11 protein-coding genes are annotated in these 12,566 nt (G+C 64.1%); 7 read left to right on the top strand and 4 right to left on the bottom strand.

What is annotated here, in order from left to right; all coding sequences use genetic code 11:
• The first annotated feature begins 145 nt into the window (after positions 1-145).
• On the top strand, positions 146-1,273 hold the full coding sequence (locus VSR72_RS26670; protein ID WP_342955485.1) for a porin: 1,128 nt from the start codon (positions 146-148) through the stop codon (positions 1,271-1,273).
• 79 nt (positions 1,274-1,352) lie between these two features.
• Here VSR72_RS26670 and VSR72_RS26665 read toward each other — a convergent pair whose 3' ends face one another.
• Complete coding sequence (locus VSR72_RS26665) at positions 1,353-1,652, bottom strand: hypothetical protein (protein ID WP_342955347.1); 300 nt, start codon at positions 1,650-1,652, stop codon at positions 1,353-1,355.
• Between the two features lie 421 nt (positions 1,653-2,073).
• On the opposite strand from VSR72_RS26665, the gene VSR72_RS26660 reads away from it, so the two are divergent.
• The 3 genes from VSR72_RS26660 (at position 2,074) to VSR72_RS26650 (ending at position 6,758) form a co-directional block, all read left to right on the top strand.
• Positions 2,074-3,414, top strand: coding sequence for a 2-hydroxycarboxylate transporter family protein (locus VSR72_RS26660; RefSeq protein ID WP_342955484.1), 1,341 nt, complete (start codon positions 2,074-2,076; stop codon positions 3,412-3,414).
• Between the two features lie 112 nt (positions 3,415-3,526).
• A complete protein-coding gene (locus VSR72_RS26655; protein WP_342955346.1) occupies positions 3,527-5,398 on the top strand; it encodes an ATP-binding protein in 1,872 nt (623 codons plus the stop codon).
• Positions 5,388-6,758 carry a sigma-54 dependent transcriptional regulator gene (locus VSR72_RS26650; protein ID WP_342955345.1) on the top strand — a complete coding sequence of 457 codons (1,371 nt, stop codon included), beginning with the start codon at positions 5,388-5,390 and terminating at the stop codon, positions 6,756-6,758. Before VSR72_RS26655 ends, VSR72_RS26650 begins: the two co-directional genes overlap by 11 nt.
• 26 nt (positions 6,759-6,784) lie before the next feature.
• On the opposite strand, the gene VSR72_RS26645 is transcribed toward VSR72_RS26650, so the two are convergent.
• Together VSR72_RS26645 and VSR72_RS26640 are read right to left on the bottom strand one after the other, a co-directional pair.
• Positions 6,785-7,222, bottom strand: a complete 438-nt coding sequence (locus VSR72_RS26645; RefSeq protein ID WP_342955344.1) for a hypothetical protein — start codon at positions 7,220-7,222, stop codon at positions 6,785-6,787.
• A 55-nt stretch (positions 7,223-7,277) separates the two neighbouring features.
• Positions 7,278-8,159, bottom strand: a complete 882-nt coding sequence (locus VSR72_RS26640) for a LysR substrate-binding domain-containing protein (RefSeq protein WP_342955343.1) — start codon at positions 8,157-8,159, stop codon at positions 7,278-7,280.
• 171 nt (positions 8,160-8,330) lie between these two features.
• Between VSR72_RS26640 and VSR72_RS26635 the strand changes: the two genes are divergently transcribed.
• The 3 genes from VSR72_RS26635 to VSR72_RS26625 are packed head-to-tail and all read left to right on the top strand — an operon-like array spanning position 8,331 to position 11,715.
• Positions 8,331-9,464, top strand: coding sequence for a C45 family peptidase (locus VSR72_RS26635; protein WP_342955342.1), 1,134 nt, complete (start codon positions 8,331-8,333; stop codon positions 9,462-9,464).
• Between the two features lie 45 nt (positions 9,465-9,509).
• On the top strand, positions 9,510-10,376 hold the full coding sequence (locus VSR72_RS26630; protein ID WP_342955341.1) for an alpha/beta hydrolase: 867 nt from the start codon (positions 9,510-9,512) through the stop codon (positions 10,374-10,376).
• 4 nt (positions 10,377-10,380) lie between these two features.
• Positions 10,381-11,715, top strand: a complete 1,335-nt coding sequence (locus tag VSR72_RS26625; protein ID WP_342955340.1) for an MFS transporter — start codon at positions 10,381-10,383, stop codon at positions 11,713-11,715.
• A gap of 11 nt (positions 11,716-11,726) precedes the next feature.
• Here the strand turns inward: VSR72_RS26625 and VSR72_RS26620 are convergent, their stop codons facing one another.
• Positions 11,727-12,386 carry a M24 family metallopeptidase gene (locus tag VSR72_RS26620; RefSeq protein ID WP_342955339.1) on the bottom strand — a complete coding sequence of 220 codons (660 nt, stop codon included), beginning with the start codon at positions 12,384-12,386 and terminating at the stop codon, positions 11,727-11,729.
• Between the last annotated feature and the right edge of the window lie 180 nt (positions 12,387-12,566).

Genomic DNA, 12,566 nt, shown 5'->3' with positions numbered 1-12,566 from the left:
AGTTCGTGAAAGAATAGCGAAGGATTCACCTCTCTACTATTCGTCTCATCCGTTGCATCACATCGCTGCCTCAAGTGGCGCGTGAAGACAACGGGTCCATGAAAACTTCAAACGAAGCAACCCCTTGGAGACGATCTTGAAGAGAATGAAATTCGCGGCCGCCGCAGTCGGCACGACCCTCGGCGCCCTGGCGGCAAGCGGCGCGCACGCGCAATCGAGCGTGCAGCTCTATGGCCTCCTCGACCTGAGCGTCCCCACGTATCAATCGCACGCCGACGCCAACGGCAATCACGTGATCGGCATGGGCATTGCCGGCGAACCGTGGTTCAGCGGCAGCCGCTGGGGCTTGAAGGGCGCGGAAGACATCGGTGGCGGCACGAAGGTGATCTTCCGGCTCGAAAGCGAATACCGCGTGAGCGACGGCCAGATGGAAGACCCGGGCCAGATCTTCGACCGCGACGCCTGGGTGGGCGTGGAAGACGACCGCTTCGGCAAGATCACGGCGGGCTTCCAGAACACGATTGCGCGCGACGCCGCGGCCATTTACGGCGACCCGTACGGCAACGCGAAGCTCACGACGGAAGAGGGCGGCTGGACCAACGCGAACAACTTCAAGCAGATGATTTTCTACGCGGCGAGCGCAACGGGCACCCGTTACGAAAACGGCCTCGCGTGGAAGAAAGTGTTCGACAACGGGATCTACGCTGCTGCGGGCTACGCGTTCGGCAATTCCACGAGCTTCGGCAACAACGCGAACTATCAGTTCGCACTGGGCTACAACGCCCCGACGTGGACGGCTTCGACCTTCTATAACCACGTGAACCGCGACGGCAACACGAACCAGGCGTTCTCGGTGGGCGGCAACTATACGATCGGCATCCTGCGCGCCAATGCGGGCTATTTCCGCTACTGGGGCAATCAAGGGGCGCTCGGCCAGCGTCAGGACAATGCGTGGACCGTATCGTTCAAGCTCGTGCCGAAGGGCGCGCTCGACTACGAACTCGGCTATCAGCAAATGCGCACGCACAACGCCGCGTATAACGCCGATGGCGACATTCCGAACGCCAACATCGGCGCATTCGATCCGACGAGCGGGCTGCACAACGGCTTCAAGGAAACGCTCTACGGTTCGATCTTCTACCACCTCTCGAAGCGCACCGAAGTGTATCTGGCGGGCGACTACATGAAGCTGCACGGCGGCTACACGGTCGGCACGACCTTCGGCGCGACCAACCAGGTCGAAGTGACGACGGGCGTGCGCACGCGCTTCTAAACCGACTTCTCATCTCTCCTCGTTGCACGCGGGGCCCGATTCGTCAGGCGAATCGGGCCCCGTTGTGCATTCTGCGGCATCAACCCGCGTTCACGCAGGCAACGCTCGGCGCGGTATAGGCAGAGGGATAGGGCGACTCCGGTCCGCTAACGAGCCTCAAGCGCTGCGTGGCGAGAACATCGGCCTCCACTTGCTCGCGGCGCGTGAGCGTCGCTGCTTCGCCCGCAGGCTGTGATTCGTTCACGCTGCAAAGCAGATTCCTTCCGCTCGATAACTGCACTGGCGTCTGGTAGGCCGAACCCGGCGGCGCGGCCAGCGCGCAGGTACTGCACAACGCCGCGGCGCAAATAACGGCGTATCCCGGCAAGACGATCTTCATGGCTCGCTCCTCACATTGCGGTGATTCATCTTGTGCCAACGGTCGGTCTGGTTCCAGAGCGAATTCTGAAAATCACTCTTGCCATGCGCTCAAGGATCGGGGCGCCCGCACGGGCGGCGGGCGCGATCGGCCGGCAGGCCGAGATTTCAGCCTGCGGCTCGGGCCGATTCTGAAATCTCGGATCAGCGATGGACATGGGGCGGGTGTCGATGTCGAAAATGCCAGATAAATCAATGGATTGCGGATTATTCGCGATGCCCGCGCGCGCTGGCACGGCTACTGCTTTATAGAGGCCCGGCGGCCTATCCCTCGATAGCCGCAGCCCTTATTAAACAAGCACCGGAGACGCGACGCAGTCCGGTCGCGAAAACGAAGGAGACATCCCGTGCAGAACAGCGCATCCGCATCAGCCGCCTCGCAGGTGAACCAGGCGGTTCCCGAGTCATCCCCGACGACGCAAACCCGCTTCTGGCCCGAAGGCTGGTGGAAGCTGATGGAAATCCGCATCGGCATCATTCCGCTGCCGATCTACGTGATCCTGTTTGCGCTGATCGCTGGCTTCGCGGTCACCGGCAAGGTGCCCGGCGAAATCTCGATGGCCATCGCCGTGCTCGCTTTTTGCGGCTTCACGTGCGCCGAACTCGGCAAGCGCTTGCCGCTGTTGCGCAATATCGGCGCGGCGGCGATTCTCGCGACCTTCGTGCCTTCGGCGCTCGTGTACTACCACGTGCTTCCCAAGCCCGTGCAGCACCTCACGGTCGAGTTCACGAAGCAGACCAACTTCCTGTATCTCTTCATCGCATCGATCATCGTCGGCAGCATTTTGAGCATGGACCGGCGCGTGCTGATTCAAGGCTTCCTGAAGATCTTCATTCCGCTTGCGGCGGGCACGGTGGCGGCGACCATCGTGGGCACCGCAGTCGGCGCGGCGCTCGGCCTCGGCGTCAAGCACACGCTGCTCTATATCGTCGTGCCGATCATGGCGGGCGGCGTGGGCGAAGGCGCGATTCCGCTTTCCGTCGGCTATTCGGAAATCATGCACGTGGCGCAAGGCGACCTGTTCGCGCAGGTGCTGCCGCCCGTGATGCTCGGCAGCCTCATCGCGATCATCCTCTCGGGCATGCTCGACATGCTGGGCAAGCGCATGCCGCATCTCACCGGCAACGGCCGTCTGCAAGTCGGCGCGACCGATGAACTGGCGTCCCAGGACGAAGAAGTCCGCGGGCACGTGGACGTGAGCCACATCGCAGCCGCCGGTATCACGGCGATCACGCTGTACCTCATCGGCCTGATGGCGAACAAGCTGTTCGGCCTGCCCGCGCCGGTCGCCATGCTGTTCCTCGCCGTGCTCGTGAAACTCGCACGCGCGGTTTCGCCGCCGCTGCAGGAAGGCGCGTTCGTGGTCTACAAGTTCTTCTCGACGGCGGTCACGTACCCGCTGCTGTTCGCGATCGGCGTGGCGATGACGCCGTGGGACAAGCTCATGGCCGCGTTCACGCTCGTCAACGTCGTGACGATCGCTGCAACCGTGGTCACGCTCATGGGCACAGGCTTCGTGGTGGGCCGCCTGATGAAGATGTACCCTATCGACACCGCAATCGTGAACGCGTGCCATAGCGGCCAGGGCGGCACCGGCGACGTGGCGATCCTCACCGCCGCGAACCGCATGCAGTTGATGCCGTTCGCGCAGATCGCCACGCGCATCGGCGGCGCCATCGTCGTGACCGTGACGCTCATCCTGCTCGCGCACTTCGGCGCATGACGCGCGGGTGTGCGTCCCTCGCACGCGCCTTCGCGATTGCAGCGCCGGTGCTTCCGGCGCGCGGTATCCGCTGAACCCGCCGTCTGGCGGCAGCCAATCGACGAGGGTGAACGTGCGCAAGCGTTACAAGGGCATTCCATGGTGGGGATGGGCGGCGGCGGCCGTGCTGTATGTGGGCGCGGCCGTCGCCGCAGTGGAGTTCGCATGGAACCGCGCGATCGATGCGCTCGCCGACGTTGGCGAGCACCGGCTCGACCTCTACACGGCGAGCCTGAAAAGCGAGCTGGGGCGCTTCGAGATGGTCCCCGCGCTCGTGGCGCGCCAGGACAGCGTGCGCGCGCTGCTCAAGGCGTCGCCCGACGAAGCGCGCGGCATGTTGCCCGCGGTCGATGCCTATCTTGAAGCCGTCAACAACGATGTCGGCAGCGGCGCCGTCGATGTGATCGACGCGCACGGCACGGTGATCGCCGCGAGCAACTGGAACCAGCCGGTCAGCTTCGTCGGCACCAACGTGTCGTATCGCCCGTACTTCAAGGACGCGCTCGCACAGGGCCGCGGCCGCTTCTTCGGCATTGGCACGAACACCGGCATTCCGGGTCTGTACTTCGCGAATGCGATCCATGATGGCGGTACGGCAATCGGCGCGGCGGCGGTGAAGGTCAGCGTCGATGCGCTCGAATCCGCGTGGCGCGCGCCCGGCGAAGCGGCGATCGTCGTCGACAGCAACGGCGTGATCGTGATCTCGACCCAGCCCGAATGGAAATTCACCGCCGTGCGCGCCATCACCGAGCCGCAGCAGCGCGACATTCAGGCGTCGCGACAATACGCGGGCCGGATTGTCGAGGCGCTGCAATACCGCCGCGTTGGCGACTGGAACGACAGCGCGTGGATCGGCATCTTCCCCGACCTGCGCCGCGCGGGCCGCACTGCCCGCTTTCTCGTGATGTCGCGCCCCGCGCCGCAAGGGCAAGACACGATCATGGTGCTGCTCGACACGGCGGGCGCGCGGCGGCAGCAGCGCCTCGCGTTCGCGTTCGTGACGGGTGTGTTTCTGATCGCCGCGCTCTATGCGTTGTACGCGGTGCAGCGCCGTCGCGTGATTGTGGAAAAGCTCAAGTCGCAAGAAGCTTTGCGGCGCGCGAACGATCAGCTGGAAACGACCGTTGCGCAGCGTACTGCCGCGCTCACGCAAGCCAACGCGCAAATGCAGCGCGAGATCGCCGAACGCGAACGCACCGAGCAGCGCCTGCGCGCCACGCAGCAAGAGGTCGTGCATGCCGGCAAGCTGGCCGTGATCGGCCAGATGGCGGCGGGGCTCACGCACGAGCTGAATCAGCCGCTCGTCGCGATCCGCACGCTCTGCGACAATGCGCGTACTTTCTTCGAGCGTAATCAACCCGCACAGGCGATCGCCAATCTCGAACGCGTTGGGCGCCTCGTGGACAGCATGGCGGTGCTCACGAGCGAGTTGAAGGCGTTCGCGCGCAAGCCGGAGGTGGAGCGCGTGGCGGTGTCGCTTGGCGAAGCCGTCGCGCATGCGCGGCTCATTTACGAATCGCGTATTCGCGACGAAGCGGTGCGGCTCGATGTGCGCATTGCGCCGGGCACGACGGTGTATGCGGAGTCGAGTCAACTGCAACAGGTGATCGTCAATCTGCTGGGCAATGCGCTCGACGCCGTGCGCGACGCGAGCACGCGCGTGATCGCGATGGCGGCCGGCGAGGCTGATGCGCAAGGCCGCGTGCGCTTTACGATCGACGACAGCGGCCCCGGCATCGCGCCCGAAGTGCTGGCGCATCTGTTCGAGCCGTTCGTGACGACCAAGCCGCGCGGGCAGGGCCTGGGTCTTGGGCTCGCGATCACGTCGCGCATTGTCGAAGGCTTTGGCGCGAAAATCACCGCAACGAATCGCGACGAAGGCGGGGCCCGCTTCACGATCGAATTCGCGGCCGCCGAGCCGCAAAGGACAGAACATGGCAGATGAGATTCGCGTGCTGGTCGTCGAGGATGACGAAAATGTCCGCATCGGCGTCGAGCAGGCGGTGGCGCTCGCGGGCTTTCCGGTGAGCGCCTATGCGTCGGCGGCCGATGCGTATGTGGACATCGCGCCTGGCGCTCCGATCGTGATCGTCTCGGACGTGCGCATGCCCGGCATCGACGGCCTGCAACTGCTCGATCATGTGATGTCGATCGACCCGCAAATTCCGGTGCTGCTGATTAGCGGGCACGCGGACATTTCGACTGCGGTCAGCGCGATGCGCGTGGGCGCCTACGATTTCATCGAAAAGCCGTTCTCGTCCGATGTGATCGCGGGCCGCGTGGCGCGCGCGGTCGAGAAACGGCGGCTCACGCTCGAAGTCGAGGGCCTGCGCGCTTCGCTGCACAACTGGCAGGGGATCGAGGCGCTGGTGCTCGGCAAGTCGCCGGCCATGGCGGAAGTCCGCAAAAAAATTCTGCGTCTGGCCGATACATCCGTTTCGGTGTTGATCACCGGCGAAACGGGCACGGGCAAGGAACTCATCGCACGCAGCCTGCATGATTTCAGCGCGCGGCGCGACGCGCATTTCGTGGCGCTGAACTGCGGCGGACTGCCCGAGCAGGTGTTCGAAAGCGAACTGTTCGGCCACGAAGCGGGCGCATTCACGGGCGCGATCAAGAAGCGCGTGGGCAAGATCGAATGGGCGAACGGCGGCACGCTCTTTCTCGACGAGATCGAAACGATGTCGATGCCGCTGCAGATCAAGATGCTGCGCGTGCTGCAGGAGCGCGTGGTCGAGCGGCTGGGCGCGAACGAACTGATTCCGGTGGATTGCCGCATTGTCGCTGCATCGAAAGCCGACCTCGTCGAAGTCTCGGCCGAGGGCAACTTCCGCGCCGACCTGCTGTACCGGCTGAACGTCGCGCAGATCGAACTGCCGCCGCTGCGCGAGCGGCGCGAAGATGTCCCACTGCTATTCGAGCATTTCGTGCTTGCGGCCGCGCGCCGTTTCGGCACGCCAGCGCCGGTCGTGACCGCTGCACAGGTGTCCGAACTGATGACGCATGCGTGGCCTGGCAACGTGCGCGAGTTGCAGAATGTCGCGGACCGCTTCGTGCTCGGGCTGACCGGCGATAGCCTGCTAACCGCTGGCACGGCAACGGCGAAAGGCGAGACGCTTGCGGACCAGATTGCTTACTTCGAGCGGATGCTCATCGAGAATACGCTGCGCCGCCATCATGGCAACGTCGCCCAGGCGAGCGACGAGCTTGGCATGCCGAAGAAAACGCTTTACCACAAGCTGCGTCAACTGAAGATCGCCGCCCGCGACTCGCAGGGCGAGGAGAAGGACGAGAAAGACGTCTAACCTCGAGCCGCTAGCCTTTAATCGGGCTAGTTGGTGCGGTACGTGGTCGTCGACGATTGCAGCTTCGTGAGCGCACCGTTCTTGAGCCGGAACCAGCCTTCCGAGCCTTGCATCACGACTTCATCGGGTTGCCAGAACACGCGCTTGATCGTCATGCGTGTGGTTACGTGCTGCACGAGCGGCGGATTATGGCGAAAGTCGTACAGCACCGGGCCGTAGGCGGTCTGCACGAGCATGCGCGTGATCGTGCTGTTATCGTGGCCCACTTCGTCGAAATGCGCGAGCGTCTTCGCGTCGAAGCGGTCGAAGATATCCTTGCCGAGGACCGCCACGAAGTCGCGGTCGTCGCGCACGAATTGCACCGTGCCTGCGGGGGTGGCGAACGAGCCGGTCGCGTCGCTTTGGGCGTGAGCGCAAGTCACGAGCGAGGCGGCGGTGAGCGCGGCGAGTAACAGTCGTTTCATGTTTCTTTCCAGTGGGTTCGCAGCATTTTCTCATTTTTGCGGCTGCGTCGAAGCCTTAAGCATTTGAAAGCGCCGCAAGCAACTGATTCTTCACAATAGCCGTCGCCCGCGGCTGGCGGCCGAACTCGTACCAGGCCACGTGCCGTCGCCACGTGGGGCCGGGAATCGGCTTGACGAAGAGCTGAGGGTCGTCGGTCCACGCGGCGTGCCGCAGGCTCGGCACGATCGAAACGCCGACGTTCTGCCGCACCAGATCGGCAATCGCCGCAATCGAATTCATCTCCAGCACCGGCTTGACCTCCACGCGCAGGCGGCGCAGCAGGCTCGTCACATGCCGGCCGGTTAGCGAGTCCGCTTCGAAACCGATGAAGGGCAAGCGCTTGAGCAGCGAGGCGGCGGTTGCGTCGGCGGGAGCGACCGCGGGATTGGCCAGCAGCACGAGCGGCTCCTCATAAAGCGACTCCCACGCTTCGGGCAGCGTAGTGGTGCGGGGTTCGCTGATGATGACCGCCGCGTCGATCTCGCCCGCGCGCACCTGGCGCTCCAGTTCCGGGCTGCTGCCATGCGTGAGGCGCACCTTCAGCGCGGGGTAGGGCACCTTGAGCTTGATGACGTTGGCGGCGAGAAAGCCCATCGACGATACGGTCGCGCCAATCGTGACCGTGCCTTCGATGCTATGTGTGTCCGCCACGCCGCGCAGCAGCGAGTCGTAGGCCGCGACCACCGTGCGTGCCTGCTCGAGGATCGAGCGGCCCGCGTCGTTGAGCTGGATGCTCCGGCCGCTGCGATCGAACAGCTGACGCTGGCACACACGCTCCAGCGTGCGCATTTGCGCGCCGACTGCCGCGTGGGTCAGCGCCATGCGATCGGCGGCGGCCGCCATCGTGCCGTGCTTCTCGATCGCCAGAAAGGTCCGCAGCATCCGGATTTCACTCATGTTCCGCCTCCTCGGGCGCGCTTTTTAGCAGGTCTTGCCGTGCCTGCATGATCGCACGAAACACAAAAAAATCTTTCCTTTCAAGAAACAAAATAACGCTTTTTATTTTATTTCTCTCGCTCGAAAATCGGTTCATCACAAGCTCATGTGTTTCCAGTACGGAGTTAATCGATGCCGCAAATCCAGCCGTTTCCCTTCGTCAGCGTGTCCGGCAAGCCCTATGAGCGCGGGGTGCAATATGGCCGCGCCGTGGCCGACCGCGTTCGTTTGAGTGCGTCGCGCTACGGCCGGACGCTGCGCAATATCGGCTACAGCGAGGCTGCGCAGATGGCGCTCATCCGCTCGCTCGAACAGGCCATCGGCGAGTTCCAGCCGGCGTATCTGGACGAAATGCGCGGCATTGCGGCGGGCGCGGACGTGCCGTTCGAAGACATCGTCATGATCAACGCGCGCACCGAAGTGCTGGCCAAGGCGCGCGTCGAAAAGACGACGCCCGCCGACGCCGAAGACGAAGACGGCTGCACGGGCGTGCTCGTGCTGCCGTCGCGTTCTGCGAACGGGCAACTGATTCACGCGCAGAACTGGGACTGGAAAGCCGACTGCGTCGACACTGGCATCGTCCTGCGCGTGCGTAACGACGAGGGGCCAGACTATCTGACCTTCGTCGAAGCGGGCGGCCTCGCGCGCAGCGGCCTGAATGCCGCGGGCGTGTCGATCACGGCGAACTACCTCGAATCGGATCGCGACTTCGCGCAGATGGGCGTGCCGCTCTCGCTGCTGCGCCGCCGCGTGCTCGAAGAACCGGTATTCGCCAACGCGTTGCGCACGATCGCCATCACGCCCAAGTCGTGCTCGAACAACATCATGCTGGGCATGGCCGAGGGTTTCGGCATCGACTTCGAGTGCGCGCCGGACGAGGCTTTTCCGATCTGGCCAGGAGACGATCAACTGATCGTGCATGCGAACCACTGGATGAGTCCGGTCGCCCGCACCAAGCTGCGCGACACCGGCGGTGAAAACTCGCCCGACAGCTACTACCGCGACTGGCGCGTGCGCCAGTTGCTCAACGTGGCGCCGAAGGTGGACCGCAATGCGGTCAAGGCTGCGCTGTTCGACGCGTTCGGTACGCCGCATTCGGTGTGCCGTCCGCCGCGTCCGGGCACGCGCCACACGCTGAGCGCAACGGTCGCGATGATCGTCATGCAACCGGCCAGCGGCGAGATGGACGTCGCACCGATGCCGGCGCTCAATCGCGTTTTCACGCGCTACAGCTTGCAGCACGAGCCGATTGCCGAAGCGGCTTGATGCGCGCAAGACACACGATCAGAAACGAATCAGGAGGAGAGACCGATGTCCGAAGTTGCAGAAAAGCCGCTTGCGGCTGTCACCGCGAAAGCCGAAGCGCTCTATGACCTGGGTTCGACCACGGTGTATGCAAGCCGGCACGATGCGCGGTTTCCATACACGCTCTACGTGCCGCCCGAAGTGACCGCGCCTGGCAACGATGTCGAACTGGTCGTCTTGATGCACGGCACCGGCCGGCAATTCATTCAGTACCGCGATGCATTTGCTGGCTTTGGCCGCTGGAACCGCTGCATCGTGCTATGCCCGCTCTTTCCCGTGGGCGTGCGCGGCAATGGCGACCGCAACGGCTTCAAGCGCCTCGTGGAAGGCGACATCCATTACGACAAAGTACTGCTCGATATGGTGAGCGAAGTAGGCGAACGTTACGGCAAGCGCTTCGAGAAGTTCGCGCTGTTCGGCTACTCGGGCGGCGGGCAGTTCGTCAACCGCTTCGCCTACGTTCACCCTGAACGCTTGTGGGCGGCCACCATAGGGGCGCCGGGCAACGTGACACTGCTCGATTCTTCGAAGGCCTGGTGGCTGGGCGTGGGCGGTTTCGAGCGGCAATTCGGCAAGCCTTTCGATCTCGCCGCATTGCGCCGTGTGCCGGTGCAAATGGTGGTGGGCCGCGCGGACCTCGAAACATGGGAAATCACCGTGCGCGACGATAGCCCGATGTACCTGCCGGGTATCAACGACGCGGGCAGAACGCGCCCTGAGCGGCTCAGGGCGCTCAAGGCATCGTTCGAGGCGGCCGGCGTTGGCGTGCGCTTTGACGAACTCGAGAACATCGCCCACAGCGGCCTGCAGGTGGTCGAGGTGGTCCAGGACTTCTTCGCGCAAAGTCTGCGCGCGATGCGCACGGGAGCCTAAGCCGATGAACGCCGATAGCGAAGCCAGAAAGATCCGCAAAGTCATTATCACGACCGTGGCGGGCGGCACGTTCGAATGGTTCGACTTCGCGGTGTACGCCTATTTTTCGAGCCTGATTGCGCGGACCTTCTTCGCCGGCGTGAATCGCGGCGAGTCCTTGCTGCTGACGTTCGCGACGTTCGCGGTCGGGTTTCTCGTGCGGCCGATAGGCGGCGTGGTCATGGGCATGTATGCCGACCGCGCAGGGCGCGTGAAGGCGCTCTCGTGGATCATGGTGGCGATGTCCGTGGCCTCGCTGCTGCTGGCGTTGACGCCGGGCTACGCCACGCTGGGGCTCGCGGCGCCCATTCTCGTGGTGATCGGCCGCCTCGTGCAGGGCTTTGCGGTGGGGGCGCAGTTCGCGCTCTCGTCGGTCACGATCTACGAGGTGGCGCCGCCTGGCAAGAAGATGTTCTACGGCAGCTTCAACATGGTCTCGCTCGGCGTGGCGGCCATGCTGTCCTCGGGTAGCAGTTACCTGCTGACGAGTCATCTCTCGCACGCCGCGCTCGCCGCGTGGGGATGGCGAGTGCCGTTCCTGATCGGCGCACTCGTCGGGCCCATCGGCTTCTACATCCGCCATCACATCGGCGAGTCGGACGACTTTCAGCGCATGCAGGCGCGCCCCGCCGCGCAGGCGCCGGCGCTCGTGCGTGCGCGTCAGTTCTTGCGCGAAAACGGCGATGCGCTCGTGTGCGCGATGGGTGTGATGATTGCCGGCACCTCGCTCAACTACGTGTGGAATGCGTATCTGCCGAACTATGCGCAGTTCCAGTTGCATCTGTCGCTCGGATCGACGCTGCGCGGCGTGTTCGTGACGAGTCTCGTGATGTCGATCCTCTCGCCCGTGTTCGGCAAGCTCGCAGACCGTATTGGCGCATATCGTTTGTTCTGCTTATTTATTGCAGGGTGGATGGCGTGCGTCTTTCCGCTCTTCTGGTACCTGCTTGCCCAGCCGAGCGAGAACAGGCTGATGTTCGTGCAGATCGTCGGCATGCTGTTCCTCACGCTCCAGGGCGCGGCGCACCCCGGCATGCTCGTGAAGATCTTTACCGTGCAGGGCCGCTCGACCGGTGTTGCGATCGCGTATAACACGGCGGTGATGCTGTTTGGCGGGCTGGCGCCGTTTTATATCTCGGTCGTGGCGCGATTTACCGACGCCAGATTCATTCCGCCGGGCTATTTGTTCGGCACGAGTCTGCTGGCCATCGTGCTCGTGCTGCTCACGCGCACGGGGCGGCGCGTGCTGCACGACGACCGCGCGCAGCGCAGCTACGAAGCGCAGACGTCTTCAGCCTGATTGCGGCGCGGCTACGCGAGCAGGTCTTCGTAGAACGCGCCGAACGCGCGCGTGGGGTGAGCGATCTGTATTTCGAGGATCCACAACCCGGCGGCCGGCACCGTTTCGAAGTCGCCGAGATCGCCGGCCCGGTAGATGGCGTGCGGAAAGTCGCTCACGCGATGGCCTTTGATATCGACGTTCAAGCGCCAGCCGTAGATTCGTGCGCGTTCGGCGGCAAATTCGTAGAGCGCCCGTCCGCTGCAGCCCGTGCTGCGCCAGTGGATGGCCACCTCGTCGTAAATGATCTTGACGTCGCGCGCGCAGCGCCGCATTTCCGGGTCGCTGCCGGTGACGAAAGTGGCGCCCGCGTCGCCTTCGTGCTGGTTCCACACCACGCCCAGGTCGATGAAGAAGATGTCGTCCGCGCCCAGCACCGGGTCGCCTTCTGAGCGCTCCTTGAAGATGCGCAGCGTGTTTTCGCCGAAGCGGATCAGCACGGGATGCCAGATGCGGTCCATGCCCAGTGCTTCGAGTATGGCCCGGCCGCGGGCGTTGGCCTCCGATTCCCGCATGCCGGGCGCGATGGCGGCCGCGATCTGCTCGATCGCCTTCCAGGTCATCGCGCGTGCGTGCTCCATGGCGGCCGGCGAGAATTTTTCGCCAACAGCTTCCTTGCTGCCAGTGTTCACCTGATGTCGCTCCCGTTGTCTTGCCGCCCATTGCGCCGGAGACCCGGCGGGCTGGCGCGCTATATTCTCGCGTATATTTCGGTGCGTTGACAACCGTCACGATGGACGGCGCGCGGTGAGCCTGCCGCGCCGGCGGTAAACGGAAGAGGCGCCCGGCCCGCGGAACAGTGTCCGCGGGCC

It is taken from the genome of Paraburkholderia sp. JHI869 (assembly GCF_038900775.1).
In the GTDB taxonomy this organism is placed as follows: domain Bacteria; phylum Pseudomonadota; class Gammaproteobacteria; order Burkholderiales; family Burkholderiaceae; genus Paraburkholderia.
The sequence above is the reverse complement of the archived record's forward strand: the minus strand, read 5'-3'. Positions and strand labels throughout refer to the sequence as shown.

Bases quoted from the DNA above. Each gene is read 5' to 3' on its own strand.
- VSR72_RS26670 (WP_342955485.1), top strand. From the start codon at position 146: ATGAAATTCGCGGCCGCCGCAGTCGGCACGACCCTCGGCGCCCTGGCG.
- VSR72_RS26665 (WP_342955347.1), bottom strand. From the start codon at position 1,652: ATGAAGATCGTCTTGCCGGGATACGCCGTTATTTGCGCCGCGGCGTTG.
- VSR72_RS26650 (WP_342955345.1), top strand. From the start codon at position 5,388: ATGGCAGATGAGATTCGCGTGCTGGTCGTCGAGGATGACGAAAATGTC.
- VSR72_RS26645 (WP_342955344.1), bottom strand. From the start codon at position 7,222: ATGAAACGACTGTTACTCGCCGCGCTCACCGCCGCCTCGCTCGTGACT.
- VSR72_RS26640 (WP_342955343.1), bottom strand. From the start codon at position 8,159: ATGAGTGAAATCCGGATGCTGCGGACCTTTCTGGCGATCGAGAAGCAC.
- VSR72_RS26635 (WP_342955342.1), top strand. From the start codon at position 8,331: ATGCCGCAAATCCAGCCGTTTCCCTTCGTCAGCGTGTCCGGCAAGCCC.
- VSR72_RS26630 (WP_342955341.1), top strand. From the start codon at position 9,510: ATGTCCGAAGTTGCAGAAAAGCCGCTTGCGGCTGTCACCGCGAAAGCC.
- VSR72_RS26625 (WP_342955340.1), top strand. From the start codon at position 10,381: ATGAACGCCGATAGCGAAGCCAGAAAGATCCGCAAAGTCATTATCACG.